Source organism: Sorangium sp. So ce128, assembly GCF_051525245.1.
Lineage (GTDB): Bacteria > Myxococcota_A > Polyangia > Polyangiales > Polyangiaceae > Sorangium > Sorangium cellulosum_B.
The window spans coordinates 10,997,872-11,023,830 of the sequence record NZ_CP150313.1 but is presented as its reverse complement, the minus strand read 5'-3'; the positions used below and the strand labels follow the sequence as shown (position 1 = coordinate 11,023,830).

The 25,959-nt window shown below is 71.4% G+C and carries 23 protein-coding genes and 1 pseudogene; 13 read left to right on the top strand and 11 right to left on the bottom strand.

All coding sequences use genetic code 11. The features are described from left to right. Positions 1–31 precede the first annotated feature (31 nt). Positions 32–670 (top strand): TetR/AcrR family transcriptional regulator, encoded by a 639-nt coding sequence (locus WME82_RS41830; protein WP_437913392.1) that lies wholly within the window; start codon positions 32–34, stop codon positions 668–670. On the opposite strand, the pseudogene WME82_RS41825 reads toward WME82_RS41830, so the two are convergent. Next, positions 593–847 (bottom strand): annotated as a pseudogene (locus tag WME82_RS41825) (hypothetical protein); the annotation flags it as partial. The gene WME82_RS41830 and the pseudogene WME82_RS41825 overlap by 78 nt on opposite strands. A gap of 341 nt (positions 848–1,188) precedes the next feature. Here WME82_RS41825 and WME82_RS41820 point away from each other — a divergent pair. Continuing rightward, positions 1,189–3,300 (top strand): substrate-binding domain-containing protein, encoded by a 2,112-nt coding sequence (locus WME82_RS41820; RefSeq protein ID WP_438039874.1) that lies wholly within the window; start codon positions 1,189–1,191, stop codon positions 3,298–3,300. A gap of 161 nt (positions 3,301–3,461) precedes the next feature. On the opposite strand, the gene WME82_RS41815 is transcribed toward WME82_RS41820, so the two are convergent. Next, the gene (locus WME82_RS41815; RefSeq protein ID WP_437853894.1) at positions 3,462–3,671 is read right to left on the bottom strand and encodes a hypothetical protein; all 210 of its coding nucleotides are present in this window, start codon (positions 3,669–3,671) and stop codon (positions 3,462–3,464) included. Positions 3,672–3,960: 289 nt separating this feature from the next. Here WME82_RS41815 and WME82_RS41810 point away from each other — a divergent pair, with 289 nt between their 5' ends. From WME82_RS41810 to WME82_RS41800, 3 genes are all read left to right on the top strand, one after another. Further along, positions 3,961–4,632 (top strand): hypothetical protein, encoded by a 672-nt coding sequence (locus WME82_RS41810; protein WP_438039873.1) that lies wholly within the window; start codon positions 3,961–3,963, stop codon positions 4,630–4,632. A gap of 35 nt (positions 4,633–4,667) precedes the next feature. After that, positions 4,668–4,856: a hypothetical protein gene (locus tag WME82_RS41805; protein ID WP_437742104.1), complete on the top strand. Its 189-nt coding sequence runs from the start codon at positions 4,668–4,670 to the stop codon at positions 4,854–4,856. 393 nt (positions 4,857–5,249) lie between these two features. Next, the gene (locus WME82_RS41800) at positions 5,250–5,729 is read left to right on the top strand and encodes a DUF4382 domain-containing protein (protein ID WP_437853891.1); all 480 of its coding nucleotides are present in this window, start codon (positions 5,250–5,252) and stop codon (positions 5,727–5,729) included. A gap of 129 nt (positions 5,730–5,858) precedes the next feature. On the opposite strand, the gene WME82_RS41795 is transcribed toward WME82_RS41800, so the two are convergent. Next, on the bottom strand, positions 5,859–7,025 hold the full coding sequence (locus WME82_RS41795; protein WP_438039872.1) for a serine hydrolase domain-containing protein: 1,167 nt from the start codon (positions 7,023–7,025) through the stop codon (positions 5,859–5,861). Between the two features lie 190 nt (positions 7,026–7,215). Here WME82_RS41795 and WME82_RS41790 point away from each other — a divergent pair, with 190 nt between their 5' ends. Further along, a complete protein-coding gene (locus tag WME82_RS41790; protein ID WP_438039871.1) occupies positions 7,216–7,689 on the top strand; it encodes a MarR family winged helix-turn-helix transcriptional regulator in 474 nt (157 codons plus the stop codon). Between the two features lie 70 nt (positions 7,690–7,759). Here the strand turns inward: WME82_RS41790 and WME82_RS41785 are convergent, their stop codons facing one another. The 3 genes from WME82_RS41785 to WME82_RS41775 form a co-directional block, all read right to left on the bottom strand. Then, the gene (locus WME82_RS41785; RefSeq protein ID WP_438039870.1) at positions 7,760–9,268 is read right to left on the bottom strand and encodes a hypothetical protein; all 1,509 of its coding nucleotides are present in this window, start codon (positions 9,266–9,268) and stop codon (positions 7,760–7,762) included. Between the two features lie 290 nt (positions 9,269–9,558). After that, on the bottom strand, positions 9,559–11,094 hold the full coding sequence (locus WME82_RS41780; RefSeq protein WP_438039869.1) for a hypothetical protein: 1,536 nt from the start codon (positions 11,092–11,094) through the stop codon (positions 9,559–9,561). 181 nt (positions 11,095–11,275) lie between these two features. Next, positions 11,276–12,046: an SDR family NAD(P)-dependent oxidoreductase gene (locus tag WME82_RS41775; protein WP_437742098.1), complete on the bottom strand. Its 771-nt coding sequence runs from the start codon at positions 12,044–12,046 to the stop codon at positions 11,276–11,278. A gap of 141 nt (positions 12,047–12,187) precedes the next feature. Between WME82_RS41775 and WME82_RS41770 the strand changes: the two genes are divergently transcribed. Next, entirely contained in the window at positions 12,188–13,099 is a 912-nt protein-coding gene (locus tag WME82_RS41770; protein WP_438039868.1) for a LysR family transcriptional regulator, read from the top strand. 48 nt (positions 13,100–13,147) lie between these two features. Here the strand turns inward: WME82_RS41770 and WME82_RS41765 are convergent, their stop codons facing one another. The 5 genes from WME82_RS41765 to WME82_RS41745 form a co-directional block, all read right to left on the bottom strand. After that, positions 13,148–13,768, bottom strand: a complete 621-nt coding sequence (locus WME82_RS41765; protein WP_437853877.1) for a DUF1349 domain-containing protein — start codon at positions 13,766–13,768, stop codon at positions 13,148–13,150. 99 nt (positions 13,769–13,867) lie between these two features. Then, the gene (locus tag WME82_RS41760) at positions 13,868–14,242 is read right to left on the bottom strand and encodes a response regulator (protein WP_438039867.1); all 375 of its coding nucleotides are present in this window, start codon (positions 14,240–14,242) and stop codon (positions 13,868–13,870) included. Between the two features lie 14 nt (positions 14,243–14,256). Continuing rightward, positions 14,257–15,696: a sensor histidine kinase gene (locus WME82_RS41755; protein ID WP_438039866.1), complete on the bottom strand. Its 1,440-nt coding sequence runs from the start codon at positions 15,694–15,696 to the stop codon at positions 14,257–14,259. Between the two features lie 189 nt (positions 15,697–15,885). Continuing rightward, on the bottom strand, positions 15,886–17,181 hold the full coding sequence (locus WME82_RS41750; protein ID WP_438039865.1) for a c-type cytochrome: 1,296 nt from the start codon (positions 17,179–17,181) through the stop codon (positions 15,886–15,888). Positions 17,182–17,186: 5 nt separating this feature from the next. After that, complete coding sequence (locus WME82_RS41745; RefSeq protein WP_438039864.1) at positions 17,187–17,774, bottom strand: hypothetical protein; 588 nt, start codon at positions 17,772–17,774, stop codon at positions 17,187–17,189. A 362-nt stretch (positions 17,775–18,136) separates the two neighbouring features. On the opposite strand from WME82_RS41745, the gene WME82_RS41740 reads away from it, so the two are divergent. From WME82_RS41740 to WME82_RS41715, 6 genes are all read left to right on the top strand, one after another. Beyond that, a complete protein-coding gene (locus WME82_RS41740; RefSeq protein ID WP_437853866.1) occupies positions 18,137–19,171 on the top strand; it encodes a BMP family lipoprotein in 1,035 nt (344 codons plus the stop codon). Between the two features lie 19 nt (positions 19,172–19,190). After that, positions 19,191–20,309 carry an ABC transporter permease gene (locus tag WME82_RS41735; protein WP_437742091.1) on the top strand — a complete coding sequence of 373 codons (1,119 nt, stop codon included), beginning with the start codon at positions 19,191–19,193 and terminating at the stop codon, positions 20,307–20,309. A gap of 61 nt (positions 20,310–20,370) precedes the next feature. Continuing rightward, entirely contained in the window at positions 20,371–21,453 is a 1,083-nt protein-coding gene (locus WME82_RS41730; RefSeq protein ID WP_438039863.1) for an ABC transporter permease, read from the top strand. Next, entirely contained in the window at positions 21,450–23,006 is a 1,557-nt protein-coding gene (locus tag WME82_RS41725; protein WP_437742089.1) for an ABC transporter ATP-binding protein, read from the top strand. Before WME82_RS41730 ends, WME82_RS41725 begins: the two co-directional genes overlap by 4 nt. Continuing rightward, entirely contained in the window at positions 23,003–24,982 is a 1,980-nt protein-coding gene (locus WME82_RS41720; RefSeq protein ID WP_438039862.1) for a DUF1585 domain-containing protein, read from the top strand. The genes WME82_RS41725 and WME82_RS41720 overlap by 4 nt, the downstream gene beginning before the upstream one ends. After that, positions 24,982–25,716: a hypothetical protein gene (locus WME82_RS41715; protein WP_438039861.1), complete on the top strand. Its 735-nt coding sequence runs from the start codon at positions 24,982–24,984 to the stop codon at positions 25,714–25,716. Before WME82_RS41720 ends, WME82_RS41715 begins: the two co-directional genes overlap by 1 nt. The last annotated feature ends 243 nt before the right edge of the window (positions 25,717–25,959 follow it).

Below are 25,959 nucleotides of genomic sequence, written 5' to 3'. Positions count from 1 at the left end.
TGTCCGTCAAGCGATTTATGGAACGATCGTTATGAAAAATTCGGCGGGGCGGGTCCAGCGAGGGCGAGGGAGGCCGCGCGCCTTCGATCAGGAGGTGGCGCTGGAGCGGGCCATGCTCCTGTTCTGGGACCGGGGCTATGAGGCGACGTCGCTCGACGAGCTGAGCGCGGCGATGGGCATCAGCCCGTCGAGCCTCTACGCGACCTTCGGGGGCAAGGAGCAGCTCTTTCGGACGGCGGTGGATCGGTATCTCGCCAGGGGGGGCGAGCGCATGGGCTGCATCTTTGCCGAGGTGCCGACGGCCCGCGGCGCGGTGCAGCGGCTGCTCGAGACGGCGGCCGACGAGTTCACCCGGCCCGATCGGCCGTCCGGCTGCATGATCGCGCTGGCCGGGACCCAGTGCTCCCCCGGCGCGCGGCCCGTACAGGACCTGATGCGAGGGTGCCGCGAGGCCTGGCATGCCTCGCTCCAGGCGCGGATCCAGCGGAGCACCGAGGACGGCGAGCTCGCGTCCGACACGGACGCCGCCGCGCTGGCCACGTTCTACGTGACCGTCTTGCTGGGGATGTCGGTCCAGGCGCGGGACGGCGCGTCACGGGAGAGCCTCCGCGCGGCCGTGGAGGCCGCGATGCGGGCATGGCCTGGGCCCGACGCCCCGCGCCGTCCGTAGGGCTCCCGCGTCGTCCCGTGGAGAGCTCGTGGGTCGACGCGGTGTTGAGTCGCCGAGGACGATTGCCAGGACGGTTGTGTGGCCGGCTGGCGCGCTCAACCGATGTTGGTGCGGGTTGTCGAGGACGAGCAGGCCGCGTGGCACGAGCATGGCGACCAGCGCATGGGTGTCGATGGGAAGATTGGTAAGCGTTAGCGTTCAGCACGAATGGACCGAAGTGGTTTGCGAGGGAGCAATTCGACATCGCCCCGTCGCAGAGGGTTACGTCCGGACCGTGGTATATAGGTGGGCACGCGAGCGCAGCCGTGGGACGGGGGAGCAGGGAGACCGGGGCGATGGTTCAGGGTAGCCGGGGCAGTGAAGTCGAGTTGCCGGAGCAGCGGGGCGGCCCATCTGACGGCTCGGTCCAGGGAGATGGCGCGGACGGGCAGCCGGCCACAGGAGGAGATGCCGGCCGCCCGACGCGTGATGTGAATCGCCTTGCGGAGCCGCCCCGCCGCGGTACAGGCGTTCATGGGATGTCACGTGTGATGACCGTGGGCGTCATCACCCCCTATCTGGACGGCTCGTTCTGGAACCCGGTCCTGATGGGTATCCACGAGGCGGCGCGGCAGCACGGCTGTCGGATGCTGGTGATGCGCGGCACGGCCGCCTCGCTCCAGGCCCCTTCGCTCGCCAGAGAACAGGTGGATGGCTGGATCGTCGTGATCGGGGTGGACGGCATCGAGCAGCTCGCCGCCGAGCGGGTCCCGCTCGTCGTCGTCGGCACCCATGTCCACAAGGGCAACTGCCCGTCCGTGATCCCGGACAACCACAGCGGGATCCGGGGCGCGGTGCGCCATCTGATCGGACACGGGCACCGGCGCATCGCGTTCGTCGGCTGCTTCCACGAATCCGATGTGCGCGAGCGCTTCGACGCCTACCGAGAGACGCTCGCCGAGGCGGGGATACCGCTCGACCCGGATCTGGTCGTCCGGACCGACGACAACTGGTATACAGGCGGCGAGAACGCCGCCCCGCGGCTCATCGCGCTGCGGAATGCGTGTACGGCGGCGGTCTTCGGGACGGACAAGAACGCGATCGGGATGATGCCGTCGCTGAAGGCGGCGGGCGTCCGCATCCCCGAGGAGCTGGCGATCGTCGGATTCGACGATGTGCCGGAGGCGCAAACCGCCGACCCGCCGCTGACCACCGTGCGCCAGCAGTTCGAGATGCTGGGGAGCGCCGCGTGTGATCTCGTCGTCTCGATGCTCGCCGGCGAGACGGCCCTGCCAGAGATCGTGCTCACGCCGAACACGTTGATCCAGCGGATCTCGTGCGGATGCGACGTGGTCCAGAGCTTCCTCGACGAGGACGCGGCGCCGCGGGAGCGCGGCGGCGGCGACCTGGATCGACGGATGGTCGAGCTGCTCCTCGCGCCCCGGCCCCTTCCGCCCGATACGTCGCCTGCCGCGGTATGGCCTGGGGTCGCCCTGGTGCTCGAGGCGTATGAGGCGGCGATCGAGGGCGCCGCGCCCCCTCCGGCGAAGGCGCTGGAGCGCGCCTACAAACAGGCCGTCGACATCTCCTCCGATATGGGCACCTTGATGGCGATCGTGCGCCTGCTCCGCCGGTCCCACGAGCGGCGCCGCGAGCGGCTGGGCGGGGACGCGGCGTCCGCGCAGCGGGTCGAGGCGTTCCTGGACGGCGCGCACCTGTCGATCGCTCGGGCTCGGCTCAGCGTCGAGGCCGAGTTCGTGGCGCAGCTCGGGATGCTCGTGCGGTCCAACCACGACGTGGGCCTCGCGCTGGTCAGCGGCTCCCAGGAGGAATCCATGTCGCTCTCATGGCTCGCGAAGACCAGCGCGATCTGGGCCTGCCTTGCGCTCCGGGAGGACGCGAAGACGCTCGTCGTCGCCGGCGCCTACAGCCGTGACGGCAGCGCGACGCCCCCGATCGGCAGCCGCCATCGGCTGGAGGCGTTTCCGCCGGAGCATCTGCTGCCGCCCGCGGCCGCGAGCGGCGCGCTCATGATGATGCTGCTGCCGATCCGCACCGAGCGGCGCGACTGGGGGGTCGTGGCGCTCATGGGGCCGACCCTCCGCGAGCTGGCCGGCGACGAGGGCACCGTCGGGGTCTGGGCGTCGCTGCTCGCCGCGGCCCTCGAGCGCGGCGAGCTCGTCCAGTCGCTCTCGACGAAGAACGCGGAGCTGCAGATGGCCTATGCGAGCGAGCGGACGCTCTCGGAGACGGTGCGTGAGCTCGGCTGCCCGCTCATCCCGCTCCTGCCCGGCGTGCTGCTCGTGCCGCTCATCGGCGCGATCGACCGGGACCGCGCCCTCCAGGTGCTCACGGCCGTGGTCGAGGGGGTGGGCCGGCATGAGGCGCGCTTCGTGCTGCTCGATATCACCGGCGTGCCGGCGGTGGACGCCCAGGTCGCCCACGCGCTGGGCCAGACCAGCCGCGCGGTGGCCCTGCTCGGCGCGCGCGTCTTCCTGGTCGGCGTGCGCCCCGAGCTTGCCAGGAGCCTCGTGGACGTGGAGCTAGGCAGTCTGGCCACGTACTCGTCGCTGGCGGGCGCCCTTCACGAGCTGACGACAGGAGGCCTCCGCCCTGGCGGCGTGAGGCGCGGCGCAACGCGCATCTCCTGATGGCCGTCCGCGACGGTGTCGCGCCTGACGAACCGCTGAAGCTGACACCGGGGGGGGGTTGTTTCGACTGTCGTGCCTGGCGGCACATCGGTGTGCCGGCGCCTGTCCTCCGCGAGCAGTGCGCAAAAGGCCTGCGTGGGGCCCGGAGCCTTGCGCCACCGTCAGCGATCGTCGCAGCTGCTATCCCAGGTTGTGCAGCTGTGTATTTCACGGGTCTTGGAGCCGCCGTCGAGGCAGTCGGCGTTCATTTCGCACACGTAGCGATCGGTTTGCTTGCTGGCCGCCTGTCCCGCACAGACCATCTCCGACGGATCGACCGTGGTGCCGTTGACCTTGGCGGCGCAGAAGGCTTTGAAGGAGTCGGTCGACACGACGCCTGTTGTTGTGAATCTTTCAATGTTCCCGTGTCTGACGATTCGCATGGGTCCGACACGCGACCACGAATCGGCTCATTTCCGTTCTTCATCCGTGGTCCCAGGCAATCCACGTGCCCAGCATCGACGATGCCTGTGTTCAAGGCGTGTGCCAGATGCAAGTTGTCGAAATGTTTAGTCAATCGTGCCTGTCTGAACAACTGTAATTCATCGTCGAACCGTTCGAAAATCGCTTGAGGCCATCGGGCGATTGATGCACGATGGGCACTCCAAGGAGACGACCGCTATGAGACGAACTCTATGTGTGCTCGTGACGGCAGCAGCGGCGATGCTCTTGAGTGGGGCCGCTCTGGCCCAGTCTCCCCAAGCAGCGGCGCCCGCCAAGGCGGCCGACGCGAAGAAGCCAGAGGGAAAGGCTGGCAACGTGGCGAAAGCTGAAGCGCGAGGGCTGGCCAGCAAGAGCGAGCATGGCGCCGGCAACGCCGATCTGGCACCTGGCAAGAGCGAGCATGCCGCCGGCAAGGCCGATCTGGCACCTGGCAAGAGCGAGCATGCCGCCGGCAAGGCCGATCTGGCACCTGGCAAGAGCGAGCATGCCGCTGGCAAGGCCGATCTGGCGCCCGGCCAAGCGGACAAGGCAGCCGGCAACGCGGAGGTGGAGGGCAGCGCTGCGGCCACGGAAAAAGAAAAGGCGCGAGAGATCCGCAAGAAGAGCCAGCGTGAGGCGGCGCGCACGAAAGTTGTCGCCGCACTCGAGAACCAGCCGATGACGGAAGCGATGAAGCAGGAGCTCCGCCGTCATGCCCGGCGGATTGCGCGCCTCGAGCGCGTCAACCAGCTCGCCAGGGATGAAAAGGATCAAGCTTCGTCCGAACGCGTGTCCAAGCTGATCGATAAGGAGAACGCGCGTCACGAGACGTGGATGGCGAATTTTGACGCGAAGGCAGGTGCAAAATGAGGCACGCTCTGAGCGCCGTTGGGATAGCGGCATCGATGCTGCTGACGGTTGGCTGCAAGCAGGACTCGACGACCGAGCAGCAGGATCCGGCGCCCAGCGCGCAGCCGACGATTGCAGACACGGATCTCGCCGTTCCGGCGGACTTCGAGGAAGAGGCCGCGAGCTCGATCACGGTCGCGAATTACAAGACGGAGCTCGACGCGATCGAATCCGAAATCAACTGATCCATCTGCGGCGAGCGGTTGGCTCGGGTGAAGTTGGTGCTCGCGCGTCACGAAAGACGCTTTGAGCGGTGCTGCACCGAAGTTCCAGCAGTGAGCGTCGCTGCGATGCGCTTTTTATGTGAGCCGTCGGAAGAGCGCTCGAGCACTGTACGAAACAGGTGACGGAGGCCCAGGCAATGGGCTTCTCTGCCAAGGGGGCGCGATGCATGGGCGCCGCCTTCAGCCTGAACGAAGGAGATTGATATGCACGCTTTCTCATCGCACCTGGTCCGCTTCGGCTTTTTCGCGCTCGTCATCGCTGGCTGTGGCGGCGGTGATGCCACCGTGGAGGTGGGGGTCACGGCCCAACCGCTTCAGGCGTCCGCTCCGTCTGAGGGAGGCACGGAAGAGGCCGTGCAGAGACACCTCGTGGTCATGCTCACCGAGGTGAGCGTCCATGTCGCGGAGGACGCGGAGCAGGATGAAGCCGGCCAGGCGTCGCCCGGCGATGACGACGGGTCGAGCCACGAAGAGAGCGCGAGCGAGAGGGGCTGGAGCACGATCTTCAGCGGCGAGGTCAAGCTGGATCTCCTGGACGCGAGCTCGACCGAAAAGCTCCTCGGCTCGAGCGAGGTCCCCGCGGGCAAGGTCACGCAAGTTCGGCTCGTGCTCACCGACGCCGAGCTTGTGGAGGGATCCACCACAAGCGCGGTCTCCTGTCCCTCGTGCTCGGAGTCGGGGCTCAAGATCGTGACGGAAGGCGCGGTCGAGGTGAGCCCCGGTGGCACACTGCACCTCACGCTCGACTTCGACCAGGCCAGATCCCTGACGCAGGAGCAGAGCGGCTATCGCCTCGATCCCGTCATCAAAATTGCCAAGGCAGAGGAGCTCTGAGCACCAGGAGATCAAGAGGACGACGAGGCGCTCCCGGGGCGTGGTCAACCGGAGCACGTTCAACAGAGCACCACGCGGCCCCTGCTCTCACGAACCCAGTCACGCGCCCCGGCCGCGCGGAACCAGCGCTCATAGACACGAGTACACGGCCTCGATCAGCGCCGGCCACCGCGGGTCGCCGCCCTCGCCGCTCGCGATGGTCTGGTTCGGCGTGTAGCCGAACCCGAGCCCCGCGTCGGGGTCGGCGAAGCCGAGCGCGCCGCCGGCGCCGGGGTGGCCGAAGGTCCGCGGGCCGCGCCCGAAGGGGCGCAGGGCGCTCGGCAGCATGAACCCGAGCGAGAACCGGCTCTCCGCGAGGAGGACGGCGTCGAGCCCGGCCGATCGTTCCACCAGCGCGGCCTCGACCGCCTCCGGCGACAGCACGCGCGCGGCGCCGGCGAGGGCCCCGCCGTTCGCGAGCGCGCCGTACATCCGCGCGAGCGCGCGCGCGTTCGCGTGGCCGTTCAGCGCGGGGATCTCCGCGCGCCGGGCGCGGGCGGTGTTGACGAGGCCCGGCGACAGGAGGTCGCGCGGCCTGGTGAAGGCCATCGAGGTGAGCGACGCCGGGTCGCGGAAGCTCGCGCCGAACGCGCCGCCCAGGCCGCTCGGGCTCGCGATGGTCGGGGGCACCTCGGCGATCCGCCCGTCGTGCTCGGCGCCGGTGCCGATGTGGAAATCCAGGCCGAGCGGCCCCGCGACGGCCTCCCGGAGGAACGCGCCGACCCGCTGGCCGCTTGCGCGCCGGATCACCTCGCCCACGAGGAAGCCGAACGTCACGGCGTGGTAGCCGTGCCGGGCGCCCGGCTCCCAGAACGGCTCCTGCGCGGCGAGGGCGGCGGTCATGGCCTGCCAGTCGTAGAGCGCGCCCTCCTCCGGCTCGGCGCGGAGCGCCGGCAGGCCGGCGCTGTGGTCGAGCAGCTGGGCCACGAGGACGCGCCCCTTGCCGGCCGCGCCGAACTCCGGCCAGGCGGCGGCGACCGGCGCGTCCACGTCGAGCGCGCGCCGCTCCGCGAGCGCGTGGGCGCACAGCGCCACAGCGCCCTTCGTCGCCGAGAAGACGTTCACGATCGTGTCAAAGCGCCACGGCGCCGTCCTCGCCGCGTCCCGGAAGCCGGCCCAGAGGTCGACGACCACGCGGCCGCGCACGGCGGCGCACACGGCGGCCCCGAGCTCGGGAAACCGCTCGAAATTCGAGGCGAACGCCGCGCGCACGGGCGCGAACGCCGGGTCGCAGGAGCCATGGATCGCGAGGTGCATCGCTCGTCCCTTCGTCCCTTCCTCGGGGCAGCACGGGCCCGGGCGCGCGCGGGCGAGCCGCCCGGCCCTTCGAGCCCGACCCCGATGATACGCAACCCATGTTGCGCAACCTTGGTTGATGAATAGGGCCGCCGCCCGCGGCCGTCAACGTCATTTGCGCAACCTCGGTTGCGGGTTACACGCTCCGGCCGTGAAGCCTTCGCGCCCGGACGAGGACCTCGTGCTGCTCTTCGCCGCCATCGCGGCCGCGAACAGCGACGAGGTGATGCGCCGCGTGGAGCGGGCCGGCCACGGGGATCTCCGGCCGAGCCATGGATACGTGTTCCAGCACCTCGTCCCGGGGCCGGTGAAGGTGAGGGAGCTCGCGGAGCGGCTCGGCATCACGGCGCAGGGCGCCTCGAAGGCGGTGGCGGAGCTGGAGGAGCTCGGCTACGTGCGCCGGCGCGTCGCCGAGGACGACCAGCGCAACCGGCTCGTGGAGCTCACCGACCGCGGGTGGGCGGCGGTCGAGGCGGGGCGCGCCGCGCGCGCCGCGGTGAACAGGCGGCTCCGCGCGCTGCTCGGCGAGGAGCAGGCCGGCGCGCTGCTCGCGTCGCTCCAGCGCATCGCGGAGCGCACGGGAGGGCTCGAGCTCCTGTCCTCGCGCCGGCTCCGCCAGCCGTAGCCCGCCCGGGTCCGACCCGGCGGCTGCGCGGCCGGGTCGAGGACCGACGCGTCGAGGTGCGGCGCGCGTCTCAGTCGCCTGGCGCGGCGGGCGCGAGGAGCGAGGTGTCGACGCGCAGCACGCGGGCCGTGAAGGGCCCCTCGCGTGACGCCTGCGTGCGCATGGCCACGGTGAGCTCCGTGCCGAACGCGGAGACATCGACGAGCGGGTGCTGCTCGTTCAGATCGTTGAAGTAGCTCCCTCCTGCGATCGCGGGGAGCGGCAGCGTCACCGCGACCTCGGGCGCGCCTCCGGCGGCAGGTACGCGCACGAGGCGTAGCTCGCCGCGGCTCTCGTCCGCCACGGTGTGGCCGACGCACACCCGGTCCAGACCGGTGTCCTGCAACTCGTACGTGAGCGTCTCGTCGATGTGGCTGATCAGGAGCGCGATCCACGCGTCGCCATCGCTCGTGCGCGCGGCCGCGAAGGCCGACCATGCGAGCCCGGAGGCCACCATGTGGCATTCGGCCGGGCAGCTCGCAGAGCCCGGAGGCGGGATGTCGACGCCGTCCTGGCAGCGGTACGTGGGCGTCTCGGTGCCGGGGATGGCGACCTCGTCGAAGCCGCCGTCCTCGTTGGCGCTCGCCAGCCGCAGCCCGTCGGTGTGCTGCACGACCGCCGCGAAGCGCGGAAACGTCGCTTGTCCGGCGGGCTGCGGCGGCGGGACGGGCTCGTAGTCGAGCAGGAAGCTCGCCGATTCCGGGGCGCCAAGGCTCCGCTCCGTGGTGCCGTCGAGCACCGTGAGCTGCCGGACCCCCGGGAGCGCTTCGACGAGCCCGAACGCCAGCGGCGCGTCGTCGGGCGCGAGGGCGAAGCGGGTGTAATCGCTGCCGCTCGGCCGGCTCGCCGGCGCGACGTCCCAGGCGCCGCTGGACGTGCGCGTCGCGTGCGCGACGCTGTCGGGCGCGTCCGTGTCGATCCAGATGTGGGGCTCGCCCCGGGAGTCCACCGCGACATCGAGGACAGGCACGTAGTTGTCGTCGCGATCGAACACCCTCTGCTTCTCCGCCGCGCTGCCGGCCAGCGGCAAGAACACGACACCGCCAGGATAGCCGTCACCGCTGCCTTTCGTCTCATCCACCGCGGCATACGCCCTTCCGTCCGGCGACAGCGCCACGCTCACGGTAGTGGACCGCACGTCGAAGTCTCGTTGCGTCGCCCCATCGTCGTCGAGCTCGAACAGCCGCGTCGGGTCGTTGCTGCTCGTCACGAGGTATGTCGCGCCCGCCGCCGGCGCGGCCCGCACCCCGCCCGCTGCAAACGTGGGATCGGTGCACGTCACCTCCACGTCGAGCGTGATCGCGCAAGGCGCGTCCGCGGGACAGGCGTCGTTGTGGTCGCCTCGCCGCGATTCACACGTCGCCGGGGCGTCGCCAGCGCCGCCCTGACCGCCCGCGCCGCCTTGATCCCCGGCGCCACTGGCCCCTCCTGTGTCAGCCGACACGGTGGTATCGACCTGGCACCCGAGCGTCACCGACAGGCCGGCGAGCATGCCGGTCCCAAGCATTCGAAGGATGTGTATTTGCAATTTCTGGCGCATGAGTGATCGCCTCCCTGCGATGCGCTGGCACTTAACATCAAACGTGCCAGTCGATCTTCTGCGCAAAAGGCGGCGTCACACGCGATGGCTTGTGTCGTTCTGTGTCAAAATGCGCATTCGGCCCGAGGCGCAGCCGTGGTTACCTGTCGAGCTGCCGGAGATCCATCGTGATCTGGAGGGCTCGATCTCCTGTCCTCGCGCCGGCTCCGCCAGCCGTGGCGCGCCCGAGTCCGATCCGGCGGCTACGCTCGTGGAGTCGAGGACCGAGGCGTCGATGTGCAGCGCGCGTCTCAGTCGCCTGGCGCCGCAGGCCCGAGGAGCGAGGTGTCGACGCGCAGCACGCGGGCCGTGAAGGGCCCCACGCGTGACGCCTGCGTGCGCATGGCCACGGTGAGCTCCGTGCCGAACGCGGAGACATCGACGAGCGGGTGGCGCTGGTACACATCGCTGAAATGGCTCTCGCCTGCGATCGCGGGGAGCGGCAGCGTCACAGCGACCTCGGGCGCCCCTCCGGCGGCAGGCACGCGCACGAGGCGCAGCTCGCCGCGGCTCGCGTCCGCCGCGATGTTGCCGACGCACGTCGGCAGATCGGCGTTCTGCACCTCGTAGGCGATCGTCCAGTCGATGTGGCTGATCAGGAATGCGATCCACACGTCGCCGTCGCTCGTGCGCGCGGCCGAGAAGGCCGACCATTCGAGCCCGGAGGTCACCTCGTGGCAGTCGGCCGGGCAGCCCGGCGACGGGGAGTCGCCGAAGCCGCGCTGGCAGCTGTACGCCGGCGTCGCGGTGCCGGGGATCGCTACCTCGTCGACGCCGTCGCCCTCGCCGGCGCTCTCCAGCCGCAGCCCGTCGGGGTGCTGCACGACCGCCGCGAAGCGCGGAATCGTCGCTTGACCGGCGGGCTTCGGCGGCGGGACGGGCTCGTAACGGAGCGGCGAGCTCGCGGGGACCGGAGCGCCAAGGCTCCGCTCCGTGGCGCCGTCGAGCACCTCGAGCTGCCAGCTGTCGGAGCCCGCTTGGACCATGCCGAACGAAAGCGGCGCGTCGTCGGGCGCGAGGGCGAAGCGGGGCCAACCGCTGTCGACCAGCCGGCTCGCCGGCGCGACGTCCCAGGCGCCGCCGGACGTGCGCGTCGCGTGCGCGATGATCTCCGGCGCATCCGTGAGGATCCAGATGTGCGGCTCGCCCTGGGAGTCCACCGCGACATCGAGGACCGGCACGTATTTGTCGTCGCGATCGAACACCATCTGTTTCTCGGCCGCGCTGCCGGCGAGCGGCAGGAACACGACGCCGCCGGGATAGCCGTCAGCGCTGCCCTCCGTCTCATCCACCGCGGCGTAGGCCCTTCCGTCCGGCGAGAGCGCCACGCTCACGCTATTGCTCTCCACGTCGAAGTCGCGTTGCGTCGCCCCGTCGTCGTCGAGCTCGAACAGCCGCGTCGGGGCGTTGCTGCTCGTCACGAGGTACGTCGCGCCCGCCGCCGGAACGGCCCGCACCCCGCCCGCTGCGAAGTCGTACCCGGTGCACGTCACCTCCACGTCGAGCGTGATCGCGCAAGGCGCGTCCGCGGAACAGGCGTCGCCGTGGTCGCCCCGCTGCGAATCGCACGTCTCCGGGCCGCCGCCCGTGCCGCCCTGACCGCCCGCGCCGCCCTGACCGCCTGCGCCGCCTTGACCGCCCGCGCCGCCTTCACCCCCGGCGCCGCCGGCCCCTCCTGTGCCAGCTGGCACGGTGGTATCTCCCTGGCACCCGAGCGTCACCGACAGGCCGGCGAGCATGCCGATCCCGAGGATTCGAAGGATATGGTTAGGCAATTCCCGGCTCATGAGCGCTCGCCTCCTTGCGATGCGCTGCCACTCAGCACCAAATGTGCCAGTCGAGCTCCCTCGCAAAAGCCCCGGTTACGCTCGATGACCTGTGCCGTTCTGTGTCGGAATGTTCGTGTGTTCGCTGCTCGTTGCAGGCGCGGGCCCGACGACCACGCGCCTGCCGCGAGCTCGGAGCGCCTCAGAGATTCATGCCACCCGACGCCTCGATGCGCTGGCCGGTGATCCACTGGCCCTCGGGCGAGAGCAGCACGGCGACCGCGCCGCCGATGTCATCGGGGAGGCCGACCCGGCCGAGGGCGGTCTGGGCGGCGATCATCTTGTTCAGCTCGGCGTTGTCGCGCACGACGCCGCCCCCGAAGTCGGTCTCGATCGCGCCCGGCGCGAGCACGTTCACCGCGATCTTCCGCGGCCCGAGCTCCTTCGCCAGGTAGCGGGTGAGCACCTCCACGCCGCCCTTCATCGAGGCGTAGGCGGCGTACCCGGGGAAGCTGAACCGCGTGAGCCCCGACGAGACGTTGAGGATCCGCCCGCCGTCCGCGATGAGCGGGAGGAGCTTCTGCGTGAGGAAGAACGTCCCCTTGAAGTGGACGTTCATGAGCGCGTCGAACTGCTCTTCGGTCGTCTCGGCGAAGCTCGCGTGGCCGCCCATGCCGGCGTTGTTCACCAGGTAATCGAAGCGATCGCGCCCGAAGCGACCGGCGAGCTCCGCCTTCACCGCGGCGGCGAACGCGTCGAATCCGCGGGTGCTCCCCAGATCGAGCGCGATGGCCGCCGCCGTCCTCCCCTTGGCCTCGATCTGCTTCACCACATCTGCCGCCTCCGCCGCGGCGCCGCGGTAGGTGATGATGACGTCCACGCCGCGATCCGCGAGGTGGAGCGCCATGCTCTTTCCCAGCCCGCGGCTTCCGCCGGTGACGAGGGCGACGGGGCTACGCTTGGATGTGCTCATGGTCGGGTCCTTTCGATGGCGACGCGGCTGCCCGCCGCTGTCCGTGGCGGCTGCTCGCCGCTGTCTGCGACTGTGAATAGCGATCCGATCCCGGTTGCGGAAGGCCCGAGGCTCCGACACACTGTTTCGCCAATCGAAACAATGACCGTCGACGTCGGATCGCTGAAGATCTTCGTGAAGGTGGCGGAGCTCGGCAGCTTCACGCGCGCCGGCGAGCACCTCGGCATGCCCAAGGCGCGCGTCTCGCTGCGGCTGAAGGCCCTGGAGGCCGAGCTCGGCACCCGGCTCCTCCAGCGGTCGACGCGCGTCGTGCGCCTCACGCCGGACGGAGAGGAGCTCCTTCCGCGGGCGCGGCGCCTCGCGCTCGAGGCCGACGAGCTGGGAGCGATGTTCCAGGCCGCGCGGGGCCTGCGCGGGCGGGTGCGGATCGATCTGCCGGTGAACTTCGCGCGCGACGTCATCATCCCGCGCCTGCCCGAGCTGCTCGCGCGCCACCCCGAGCTCGAGGTGCTCCTCAGCACGACCGATCGGCGCGTCGAGCCGCTCCGCGAGGGCTTCGACTGCGTCCTGCGCGTCGGCGCCCCGGGGGGCGACGGGCTCGTCGGCCGCAGGCTCGGCGTCCTGCGGATGGTGAACCTCGCGAGCCCGTCCTATCTGCGCGAGTATGGTACGCCTCGTCGCCTCGAGGATCTCGAACGGCACCTCCTCGTGCATTACTCGTCGACGCTCGGCGCCGAAGCGCCGTCGTTCGAGTACCCCCACGACGGCGGCTACCGCGAGTGGCCGATGCGCAGCGCGGTGACGGTCAACAGCGCTGACGCCTATCTCGCGGCGTGTGTGGCGGGCCTGGGCATCATCCAGGCGCCGCGGGTAGGCAAGTTCGCCAGCATCATCGCGGGCGAGCTCGTCGAAGTGTTACCCTCCCTCACCGGCGCGCCGATGCCCGTCTCGCTCCTCCACACGCACGGCAGGAGCGTGCCGCGCCGCGTGCGCGCGGTGATGAGCTGGATCACCGAGGTCCTCTCTCCGCACCTCGAGGCGCTCGACCGCTGAGCCACGCGCTCCCGGCCGGCGAGCCCTCCCGCTCGACCCCTCGAGGGCTCACGCCGCGCGCCCCGGCGCGATCCGCAGCAGATCGAACTCCGCCACGAAGCCCTCGCCGAGCGGGCTGCAAGCATAAAGGCCGCACTCCACCTCGCGCGCCCCGTCGTCCTCGTGCAGGTGGGCCATGCGGATCTGGGTCCACGCCGCGCCGTCGTCCGAGCTGTCGACGAGGTAATCCGGCCCCTCCCGCCGGACGCGCAGCCAGATCTCGCGGCGATCCGAGGGAAATGGCTGGGTCGACCAGTCGCTGTAGCCCGCGTTCGTCACCACCGCGCCGAGCCGGCTCGGGCCGTCCGGCTCGAACTCGACCGACGCCTTCAGCCAGCACGACTCCGCGATCCGCACCATGAGCCCTGCCTGGTCGTACTGGTGCGCCGGCCGGAACCGCACATGGCAGGTCATCACGAAGTCGCCGCCGGCGCGGGTGAAGAGGAAAGGCCCGTTGTCGTTGCGAAAGCCGTAGTGCGTCCGCTGCCAGTAGTCCGTCTTCGCGGCGGGCTCGACGACGAGCACGCGCCGCTCCGGCTCCACCGCCCAGCGCGCCGGCGGGTTGCGCCACGTGAGCCGCGGGTCGATTCCAGGGTTGGTAAAGCCCTCTTCCAGAAGCTGTCCTGTCATGACGCAGACCTCCGAGCGCCGCGCGGCGTGCGGTCCGCCCGCGCGCGGGCGAGGGTCGGGAGGCTACCACGGAGCGCGCCGCGTTCGGGTGCGCCCCGCTCACGCCGAGGGCGCGCGCGGGCCGAGCACCGCGTCGTGGAGCTGGTCGAGATCGAACGGCTTGGCGAGGAACCGCGCGAGCCCGAGCTCCGCGGCCAGCTCCGAGACGTCCACCGCGGCGCTCACGAGCACCACGCGCACCGCCGGATCGACCCGCGCGAGGATCGCCTTCGCGCAAACGCTGGGAGAGAGCCCGGGCATGAAGTAGTCGCACAGCACCGCCCGCAGCACGTCGCGCTCGCGCTCGAGCAGCGGGAGCGCCTCGGCGCAGTCGGCGACCTGGAGGCACTGGAGCCCCCATCCGTCCAGGCTGAGGGCGACGAGCTCCCGGAAATCGGGGTCATCGTCGATGACCAGCACGCGGTTTCGCAGCATGTTCCCTCTGCTCGCTAGCGCCTCAGTTCCAGAGAAAAGACCATGAGGTCACCGGCCCTCCGCTCGATCCAGAACCTCGCGCCGTGGAGCCGGGCGATCCCCTGGACGAGGTGGAGGCCGATGCCCGTGCTGCGCAGCTCGTCACGCCGCCCCTCGAACGCGACGACGGCGAAGGGCTCCAGCAGCTTCTCGAGGTCCTCCGGGAGATCCTTCCCGCCCCGGACCTCGATCGTGATGAGCACGCGCGCGGCGGAGCCGGCGTCGATCGTGATGAGCACCGGATCGCGCTCCAGCGCGACGGACACGGCCTGAACGAGCAGGCTCCAGAGCGCCTGCTCGACGAGCTCTGGATCGCCCAGGAGGTGCGCGTCTCCCCGGGGCACCAGGCGAATGCTGTGATCTCTGGCCACGAGCTCGAGCTCTCCGATCACGCGGCGGGCGAGCTCCTCGACGTCGATCGCTTCGGGCTTGAAGGGGAGCTCGCCTCCGGAGATGCGCGCCGACCACAGGAGATCCTGGACCAGGCGGCCGAGGCGCGTCGCCTGGCGATCGATGATCGTGAGGGCGCGCTCGCGGATGGCCGTGTCGTTCCGGTGGGTGAGCGCGACCTGTGAGAACCCCTTCATGGTGGTGAGCGGCGTCTTCAGCTCGTGCGCGGCGACGGCGAGGAACCGGTCGCGATCCTTGTCGCGCTCGGCGATGGCCTTGAAGCTCGTGTTCAGCGTGTGGGCGAGCACGGCGAGCTCGTCGTCCCCCCGGTCCCCGAGCGGCTCGTAGACGCCGCGCTCGCGGAAGCGTCGGACGGCGGTCACCATCCGGTGGATGCGCGGCGCGATCGCGCGGCGCACCGCGAGGCCGAAGAGCGACGCCGCCGTGACGCCCCCGAGGCCGACGGCCATGAAGACGAGGAGGATGCGCCGCCGGACGCGGTCGAACGCGTCGTAAGCGACCTCCAGGTAGCGCAGGTTGATCCTGTGCAGCTTGATGAGGGCGTCGCTGAGGTGCTCCACGTCGGCGCGCCGCAAGTGCGGCGCGGCGGGCGTCGGACCCACGAGCCCGGTCGTGCGCTCGAGGTGCATCACGACAGCGGCGACGGTGTCCGCCGCCTCGCGCTCTTCCTCCAGGAGCACGAGCTCCCCGGTCCGAGCGAGCGCAGCGCGGAGGTGGATGGCGTCCGGCAGGGTCGAGGTCGCCGTCAACCAATCGCGCTGGTACCGATCGATGAAGGAGCGGAGCCGCATCATGGGCTCGCGGACTTCTATCGAGACGTCCGACGGCGGGCGAGCGAGCAGGGCATAGAGAGCGTTCGATGACTCGATGCCGCTGCTGATGACGACGAACGGCTGGAAGACGTAGTGACGCAGGTAGGCTGTCTCGGTGGCCAGCCGCCTGAGCGCGACGATGGACATCGTGATGCCCAGGGCGGCCAGGATCAGCTGACTCAAGACGAGCAAGGAAAGACGCCTTCCTATGGATATCCTCCCCGGCGGCCCGTTGCCCCCGCCGCTCGGAGGCGAGCCCGCGTGCTGAGCACGTTGAGACCACCGAGGCATCGGCCACCTCCTCGGTGTCACCGTGGAAGCAAGGGGGGCACCACGACAAGGCCGGAGCGACCCTGGCGATCGCCCCCTCCCGCTCGTTCGCTACTGCGGGCGGCCCTGCGCGATCCAGCTCTCGACGAGCTGGATCTCCTCCGGCCCTACCGCGGGCAGCCCGAGCGGCATCCCGCGCACCGCCGGAGCCGCGCGGCCCGCCTCCTCCGCCTGCCGCGCCAGCAGCGCGGCGACGAGGCGAGGGGCGCCGTCGGGCCCGCGCGAGAACACGCTCCGCCGCTCGCCCTGATCGTCGACGTAGCCCGCGGCGATCCCCTCGTACGTGGCGAGGTTCAGCCCGCGCGGCTTGAACCCGAAGCCGCCCGTGTTCCCGGGCCCGCCGTCGCCGAGCGCGTAATCCGGCTCGGAGTGGCAGTGCCTGCACGTGACGCGGAACACCCGGCGATCCACCTCGGCGTAGGTCACCCGCCGCGACAGCAGCGGCAGCCGCTCGGGCGCGCTCGCCGGCGCCCGCGGCGACAGCTCCGCCGTCACGACGAAGGCCGCGATGTCCCGCGCCTCGGCGGGCGACATCGGCACCTGGGGCATCGGCGTGCCCGGCTTGATCGCCGCGGGGTCGAGCACCCACGCGACGAGATCGGCAGGCTCCATCCGGTCGCGCGCGTGCCTCAGATCCGGCGCCAGGGCGATCGCGGCGCGCGTCTCCTTCTCCATCCCCTTCACGGGCGCGACCGCCGTCACCCCGGCCGCCCCGGAGAAGGCGTGGCACGTCCCGCACCCCTTGGCCTCGTAGAGCTCACGCCCCCGGGCCGCGCTCGCGCCTTCCAGCGGCGCACTCGGACGTTCGCGCCCCTCGCGGCGATCGCGGCGATCGCGCGTGAGGTACGCCGCGATATCGCTCGCCTGCTCGGGCCCGATCGCGAGCCGCGGCATCGTCGCGTGCAGGCGCGGGCGCACGTCGTGCGGCGACAGCAAGAAGGCGCGGATCCAGTCGCGGCGTAGCCTGTCGCCGGCGGCGGCGAGCGACGGCACGTCGCGCAGCTGCACGAGGTTCTCGTTCCACCGCTTCATCGCCGCGGCCGGCGCCTGGAACCGCCCCGCCGCGATGTCCTGGTGGCACTGGACGCAGTGGGCGTCACGCGCCGCGGGCGCCTGCCCGGTCCCGTCGTGGCAGCGGTTGCACTGGAGCTCCGCGACGAGCCGCTCCCCGCGCGCCGGATCGCCGGCCGGCGCCGCGGCCACGGCGGCCGGAGCGGCCGCCCCGGCGCCCTGGTCGCTCGCGCGCGGCGCCGCGGGAGGCGCAGACCCCCGCGCGTCCTCGGAGGTACACCCCGCGGCGCCCGAGGCGAGCGCCGCGAGCAGGGCGAGCAGCGGACGGGCGCGCATCGACGTCAGCTCTGTGGGCCGACCGCGCCGACCGCGCCCGTCGCCCGGCAGAGCGCCTTGTTCTGCGCCATCGTCTCGCACCGGGTGGCCGCGGCGTCGTGCCCCGCGTTGTCCCCCGAGAGCGCGCGCAGCCGCGCCAGCGTCGCGTACGCCTCGGGGCTCGTCAGGAGGTCCTTCTCCGCCAGATCGCCGAGCAGCTTGAGCGCCTCGCCGCGGTGCTCTGGCGCCCTGGCGAGCGCCTCGCCCAGGTCGGTCTGGAGCGCCGGATCGTTCTTCCGCTGCTCGTTCAGCCGGCGCAGCGCGCGGATCGACCAGTCGATGTTCCCCTTGCGCTCCTCGGCCGACGCCCCGCCCCACGTCTCGAGCAGCTCGCGCGGCAGCTGCGGTCCGACCTGGAGCGCCCCGTCCGCGCGCGCGGTGGCCACCGCGAGCACGCGGAAGGCCCGGTTGATCAGCGGGTCCTTGTCATAGGAGATCCGCCGGATCTCGGGGAACATCCGGATCACGCTCCCCGCCGCCGCGGTGAACCGGCCGTCGTGAAGCGCTTGCTCGGCCTGGGCGATGCCCATCACGCGGTGGTCGATCGCGGGCATGATCTCGACTCCACCGCAGGCCGACGCGTCCGCCGAAGGGACGAGGGCGGACGCGATGAGAGCACAAAAAAGCGTGAATCGAACGGCGGGACCATTCATGGAAGGACCTCCTCGGGAAGGCTGCGCCGGCGCGCCCCGTCGCTCATCGGGCGCTGCCGATCGACTGTGACAACGCTCGAGGAAAAAATGTTGCTCCCCCGATCGCGATCTCGAGGGGAGGCGCGCGGCGCTCCCGCGCAGCCGGCCGTGCTCCCGCGCAGCAGATGAGAGCGCTCGTGTGAGCAAAGGTGTGCCACTGCGATACGGTGGTTGCCTTGGTGCGCGGCCCGGTGTCCAATGCGGGCCTTCCAAGGAGATCCGCCATGTTGAAGAAGCGGCGCGTCGCGATCGCGGTCCTGCTGGCCCTCGCCAGCGCGCTCGCGGGGTGTAACAGCAGCAGCAAGAAGGCCGACTGCGCGAGCCCCGAGGTGTTCTGCGTGGGCCTCGTCACCGACATGGGCAAGATCGACGACAAGTCGTTCAACCAGTCGGCCTGGGAGGCGATCCAGCGGGCGCAGAAGGAGCTCGGCGCCACGACGCAGTACATCGAGACGACGGATCCGAAGGACTACCCCAAGAACATCGCGACGTTCGCCGAGGAGCGCTACGACGTGGTGGTCACGTCGGGCTTCGGGCTCACGGAGGCGACGCGCGCCGCGGCGGATCAGTTCAGCGGCGTCAAGTTCATCGGCATCGACCAGTTCCAGATCGCGAACAAGCCGAACGTCGTGGGCCTGGTCTTCCCCGAGGACCACGGCGGCTTCCTCGTCGGCGCGCTGGCCGCGATGATGACCAAGACGGGGAAGATCGGCGCCGTGCTCGCCACCGACGCCGTCCCGCCCGTGTGGCGCTTCGGTGAGGGCTTCCGCGCGGGGGCGCGCCACGTGAAGCCCGACATCGAGCTCAGCGTCGTCTACCACAACGACGTCGGCTTCGATAAGACGTTTACCGATCCCGAGTGGGGGAAGACGACCGCCGTCTCGATGATCGACAAGGGGGTCGATATCGTCTTCGGCGGCGGCGGCAAGACGGGCAACGGCGCGCTGCTCGGCGCGGCCACGAAGGGCGTTTACGCCATCGGCGTCGACACCGACCAGTACTTCACGGTGCCCGAGGCCCAGAAGGTCCTCCTCTCCAGCGCCGTCAAGCTCATCTCCGACGGCACCTTCGACCTCATCAAGTCGGCCAAGGAGGGGAAGCTGCCGTCGGGGAACTTCCAGGGCAAGTCGGGGTATGCGCCGTATCACGATCTCGACGCCAAGGTCCCCGCCGAGGTGAAGGCGAAGATGGAGGAGCTCCGGAAAGGGCTCCTCGACGGGACGCTCAAGACGGCGGTGCCGCCGGCCAAGGGGCCGTGATCGCCCTGGGCTCCCGAGGATGCGAGAGAAGCTGATCCGGCGTTTCGAGGGGCTGATCCGGCGCCTCCGGCCGCTGCTCCTGCCGGCCCTCTCGGTGTTCACCGCGATGGTCCTGGGCGGCGTCCTCATCGCCGTGGCCGGGGGCAACCCGCTCGAGGCCTACGCCGGCATGCTCGAGGGCGCGCTCGGGTCGCCGCGGGCGGTGAGCGAGACGCTCGTGTGGGCGACGCCGTACATCCTGGCCGGCCTGTCGGTCTCGCTGGCGCTGAAGGGCGGCCTCTTCAACATCGGCGCGGAGGGGCAGCTCGCGCTCGGGGCGCTGTCCGCGGCCTGGGCGGGCCACTGGCTGCCGCAGCTCGTGGGCGGCGGCCTGCCCGCGGCGCTGCACGTCCCCTTGACGCTGCTCCTCGGCGCGCTCGCGGGCGGGCTGTGGGCCGCGGTGCCCGGCTGGATCAAGGCGCGCGCCGGGGGACACGAGGTGATCAGCACGATCATGCTCAACTACGTCGCCCTCAACGCGGTCAGCTTCCTCTTGAACGGCCCGATGAAGGATCCGGGCGCGTCCAACGTGCTCTCCCGCACGCCGCTCATCGACGAGAGCGCGCGCCTCCCCGCGCTCGTGGAGGGCTTCCGGCTTCACTGGGGCTTCCCGCTCGCCCTGCTCGCGGCGGCGCTCGTCGGGTGGGCGCTCCGGCGGACGACGTTCGGCTTCGAGGTCCGCACGGCCGGGCAGAGCCCGGACGCCGCGCGCTACGCCGGCGTGCGGGTGAGCCGCACCGTGATCGCGACCATGGCGCTCTCGGGCGCCTTCGCCGGGCTGGCAGGCGCCATCGAGGTGAGCGCGCTGCACCACCGGCACGAGCTCGGGTTCTCGCAGGGCTATGGCTTCGACGCGATCGCCATCGCCCTGCTCGGCAAGGCGCACCCCGGCGGGACGGTGCTCGCGGCCCTCTTGTTCAGCGTGATGCGCAGCGGCGCGACCCGGATGCAGTACCTGACGCAGGTGCCGATCGACGTGATCTCCGTCATCCAGGCGCTGATCCTGCTCTTCGTCGCGGCGGACGCCCTTGTCCGGCGCATCTACCGCGTCCGGGGCGAGCACGAGCGGCTCGTGCTCACGCGCGGGTGGGGCGGTTAGCGCGCCGGCTCGGGCGAGGAGCCGGGACCGGAGCGGGGAACGGGAGCAGGGAAGGACGAAGATGGGCTATCGACGCTACGCATTCATCGCGGTGGTCGTGGGCGTGCTGGTCCTCGTCGTGACGCTGGTCGGCGCGTCGCAGGTGCCGCCGCTGACGATCGTGGCCAGCATGGCGGCCACGACGCTCGCCGTCGCCACCCCGCTCACCCTGGGCGCCCTCTCGGGCGTCTTCTGCGAGCGCTCCGGGGTCGTCAACCTCGGCATCGAGGGCATGATGCTCGCGGCGGCGTTCTCGGGCTGGTTCGGGTCGATCTACGCGAGCTCGATCCTGGGCTTCCCGCCGCTGCCGAGCCTGCTGCTCGGCGTCGTGATCGCGGTCGCCACCGGCGCCGCGCTGGGGCTCTTGCTGGCCGCGCTTGCGGTGACCTTCTCGGTGGACCAGATCCTCGCGGGGACGGTGATCAACTTGCTCGCCGTGGGGCTCACCGGCTTCTTCAACCGCCAGCTCTTCTTCGGGTCGGGCAGCGTGTTCGGCGGGCAGGTGCCTCACGCGCCGGGCGTCCTTCCGCGCCTCGGCGTCCCGCTGCTCGCGGACATCCCGGTCGTGGGCCCCGTGTTCGAGCAGCAGCCGATCGCCGTCGCCGCCGTCGCGCTGGTCGGGCTGACGCACCTCGTGCTCTTCCGCACGCGGTGGGGCCTGCGCGCGCGGGCCGTGGGCGAGCACCCCCGCGCGGCCGCGACGGTCGGGATCGACGTGGCCCGCGTGCGCTACGTGAACGTCGTGATCGGCGGCGCGATCGCCGGGCTCGGCGGGGCGTATTTCACGCTGGAGTCGGTGCCGTCCTTCGAGCCGCTGATGACGAACGGGCGCGGCTTCATCTCCCTCGCGGCGATGATCTTCGGCGACTGGACGCCGTTCGGCTCGTGGGCCGCGGCGCTCGTCTTCGGCGCGGCGCAGGCGTTCCAGATCAACCTGCAGCTCTTCCGCGACCAGATCCCGCCGTCGTGGTCGTTCCTGCAGCAATCGTCGGTCGTCGGGCTGGTGCCCTATCTCCTGACGCTGCTGCTCCTGACCGGCGTCATCGGCAAGACCACGCCGCCGGCCGCCGACGGCCTGCCGTACGAGCGGGAGGGGCGGCGGTGACGGCCGTCCTCGAGGCCCGGGGGATCACCAGGCGGTTCTCCGGCGTCCTGGCGAACGACAAGGTCGATCTCGACCTCCGAAAGGGCGAGATCCACGCCCTGCTCGGGGAGAACGGCGCCGGCAAATCGACCCTGATGAACATCCTTTACGGGCTCTTGCGCCCGGACGAGGGGTCGCTCGTCCGGAGCGGGCGCCCGGTCGCGCTGCGCTCGCCGAGCGACGCGATCGCGCTCGGGATCGGCATGGTGCACCAGCACTTCATGCTGATCCCGGTGTTCACGGTCGCCGAGAACGTCGTGCTCGGCGCGGAGCCCGTGCGCGGCGCCCTGCTCGACCGCCGGCGCGCGAGCGCCGAGGTCCGCGAGCTCTCGGCGCGCCACGGGCTGGACGTCGATCCCGACGCCCGGGTGGAGGACCTCCCGGTCGGCGTGCAGCAGCGGGTGGAGATCCTCAAGGCTCTTTACCGGAAGGCGGAGATCCTGATCCTCGACGAGCCCACGGCCGTGCTCACGCCCCAGGAGGCGGACGAGCTGTTCCGCGTGCTGCGGGGGCTGACGGCGCGGGGGGTCTCGGTCCTGTTCATCACGCACAAGCTCAGGGAGGTGCTCGCGGTCGCGGACCGGGTGACGGTCATGCGCGCCGGGCGCGTGGTGGGCGCCGCGATCCCGGCGGAGACGGACGAGCGCGGCCTGGCGGCGATGATGGTGGGCCGCGAGGTGGTGCTCCAGGTGAGCAAGGCCCCGGCGAGCCCCAAGGATATCGTGCTCGACGTGCAGCGCCTCGGCGTCGCGGGCCGCCGCGGATCCGGCGCCGACGTGGTGCGCGAGGTGAGCTTCTCGGTGCGCGCGGGCGAGATCCTGGGGATCGCCGGCGTGCAGGGCAACGGCCAGACCGAGCTCTGCGAGGCCATCACCGGCCTCTCGCCGCCCCGCGCCGGGCGCGTGCTCCTCCGGGGCCGCGACGTCACAGGCGCGCTGCCCCGCGCCCTGATCGAGCGCGGCGTCTCGCACGTGCCCGAGGACCGCCAGCGCCACGGGCTCGTGCTCTCGTACGCGATCGCGGACAACCTCGTGCTGTGCACTTACTACAAGGCTCCGTTCGCCGTGCGCGGCGTGCTCCGCGATGACGCCCGCGAGGAGAACGCGAGGCGGTTGATAAAGACCTTTGACATCCGCGCGCCCGGCCCGGAGACGCCCGTGTCCGCGCTGTCGGGCGGCAACCAGCAGAAGGTGATCCTCGCCCGGGAGATGAGCCGCCCCGTCGAGCTGCTCGTGGCCAGCCAGCCGACCCGGGGCGTGGACGTCGGGTCGATCGAGCACATCCACCGCGAGATCGTGGCGGCGCGCGACGCGGGGGCGGCGGTGCTGCTCGTGTCGGCGGAGCTCGACGAGATCCTGGCGCTGTCGGACAGGATCGCGGTCATGTACCGGGGCGAGATCGTGGCGACGCGGGACGCGGGCGCGGTATCGCGGACGGAGCTCGGGATGCTGATGGCCGGGGTGCTCCCCGGCGAGGAGGCCCCGCCGCCCGCCGCGGAGGAGGTCGACGCATGAGGGGGCGCGCGCTGCGCGCGCTGGCCGTGGCGGCGCCGCTCGCGGCGGCGACCGCGGCCTCGTTCGCGCCGCCGTCCGCCGCCGCCCCGACGCTGGAGCAGTACCGGTATTTCCGGGCGCTCTCCCTCGATCTGAAGGGGCGGCTCCCGACGCGCGAGGAGCTCGCCGAGCTCGAGTCGCCGGGCTTCGATCTGGACGCCTGGATAGAGCGCCACCTCGACGGCCCGGGGTATGCCGAGCGGCTCACGCGCATCTACATGGATGTCCTGCGGCTCGAGCTCGGCCCGGCGGGGCTGTTCACTCCGTCTGCGACGACGCTCCGCCGGGTGGAGGTGCTCGGCCCGGAGGGCAAGCCGCTCTATGTCTATTACCGCGTCAACCAGCGCCGCCTGAACCCGGTGATCGACGGCGAGTTCTGCTTCTCCGACGCCGAGAGCGGGCTCGGGGTGGCGGCCTACGCGCCCATCAAGGGGACGCCCGCCCGCATCTCCCAGCGGCTGCTCGACGAGCGGACGACGCTCGTGCGCCCCTACTGGCTTTACCGGGATTACCTCTCCGTCGTCCCGACGCAGCGTTATGGCGACGGGTGGAAGGACCCGGACAGCGCCTATGTCCCGCTGCCGCAGCTCCTGGTCGAGCCGGACGGCAAGACGCCGACCGTCGAGGTCCGGGTCTGCAAGGAAGAGGCGCAGACCGCCGAGGTCGGCCACATCTACGCGAGCGACATCCCTCCGCCGCCGAAGGGGGCTCCGCCGCCGCCGGGCCGCGCGCGCCCGCCGGTGCGCGAGGATCGTTATGCGAAGGCGCACCGGGGCGAGCCGATCTCGTGCCGGAGCGCGCTCGCGCCCGTGATGAGCGTCGATTGCGGCTGCGGCATCGGCCTCGAGCATTGCTTGCCCGCCGACAGCGCGGGCAGGGATCCGCGCGCCTTCGTGCTGCCGGCGAATACCCCGCTCGGCATCGAGGATCCCATCGGCTCCGCGCCGCACACGATCACCGGCTGGAACAAGTTCTGGTGGTCGCAGGAGGCGATTCATCTCATGAATCACGTCTTCGCGGCGGATCGTGATTTCCGGGAGATCCTCACCGGTCGTTATACGTTCATCAACGGCCCGCTCGCGCAGTTTTACCGGTCGAGCGCGCCCGCGGCGTGCTGCTCGCTGCACCCGTCGTACGGGATGCGCGAGGACGAGGCGCCCCTGTTCTTGCCGGGCGCGGTGCCGCCGGTCGTCGCGCCGCACGACGTCTCGGCCTGGACGTTCATCCCCGATCGCGGGCCGCGCGCGGCGGGGATCCTCACGACGCCGGTGTTCCTCACGAAGTATTCCTCGCGGCGCGCGCGGGCGGCGGCGCTCTACAGCGCGTTCCTGTGCAAGAGCTTCACGGCCGAGCACGCGGAGCTCCCGCCGTCGGAGGAGCCCGACCTCATGGTCCGGCCGGGCTGCGCGAGCTGTCATGCGACGCTGGAGCCGCTCGCGGCGTATTTCACGCGGGTCGAGGAGACGACGTGGACCTATCTGCCCGCCGAGAGGTTCCCGATCGAGAACCCGGTGTGCAAGCTGAACGCGGAGGGGAAGACGGGGCAATCGTGCCAGCGCTTCTACGACCCCGTGTTCTCGAGCCGGGAGCGCGGCGTGCTGCGGGGCGCCTATGCCTCGGCGGATCACGCCGAGCGCGGCCCGGCCGGCGCCGCGGCGGATCTCACGCGCATGCCGGAGTTCGCGTCGTGCGCCGTCGAGCGCGTCACCGAGTCGTTCCTGGGGCGGCCGCTGCGCGAGGAGGACGAGGCGCTGCTCGGCGCGCTGCGCGAGCGGTTCGTGGCGCGCGGCTACCGGATGCGGCCGCTGGTCGAGGCGATCGTCCGCTCGCCGGCGTATGCGCGCGCGAGCAACGTGCGGCCTGCGCTGGAGCGGGGCGGGGCGGCGAAGGGCGGGGCGGCGCGCGGCGGGGCGGCGCGCGGCGAGGGAGCGCGGTGATGCAGGGCCGGGGGAGGGCGCCCGGCAGGATGGGGGCCTTCGCCCTCGCTGGCGTGGCCGCGGTGGCCGCGCTGGCCGGCGCGTGCGGCCCGCCGGAGGCGATCGCGCCGCGGCCTGCCGCGCCGCTCCGGGAGACGGGGCGCGTCGCGCAGAGCCGGGCGCCGAAGGAGGATCTGCGGCTCATCCCGGCCGAGGCGTACCTGAGGACCTATCTCCGGCTCTTCGGCGGCCTCGCGCCCGCCGAGGTCGAGCGCCGCGCGCGGGGGGACGACAAGGCGGCGCTGTTCGACACCTGGGGCGACTACCTCGCGGCGCTCGGGCTCCCCGATCACGGCCTGGATCTCCCGCGCGCCACGCAGACCAACGCGCTCATGCTGGCGGCGTTCGAGCGGCTCGGGATCGCGCTCTGCGACCGCGCCCTGGAGCACGATCTCAAGGCGAAGGAGCGCGTCCCGATCGAGCGGCGGCTGATCTTCGCGTTCGATCTGCCCGCGCAGGACCCGGACGAGGCGGCGTTCGCCCCGCGCTTCGACGTGCTGCACCGGACGTTCCTGAGCTACCCGGCGCGGCTGGCGCCGCCGGATCGGCAGGGGAAGTTCTTCGCGCTGTACGAGGGGACGGTCGCGCGGCACCGCGCCAAGGGCGCGGCGAAGTCGCGGTTCTCGCCGGAGGAAGCGGGGTGGGCGGCCGTCTGTTACGGGCTCGTGCGGCACCCGGAGTTTCATCTGTATTGACGCCGGCTAGCGCGAGGGTGCGCCGCGAGATCTCTGCCGTCCTCGACGCTCAACAGCGCGCCCGCTCACCTTGGCCTGGCTGATGCTGAAACTCCGCTGGATCAGTACAGCGCTCTGGCGCGCTCCGCCAGGGGCGTGAGCACGACCAGGGGCGGGACCACGACGAGCTGGATGCTCCCCGCGAGCGACGATCTCGTGCACCGAGCCGCTCGCACCCGGCGTCTGGACAGCGCGCGGGGTCGA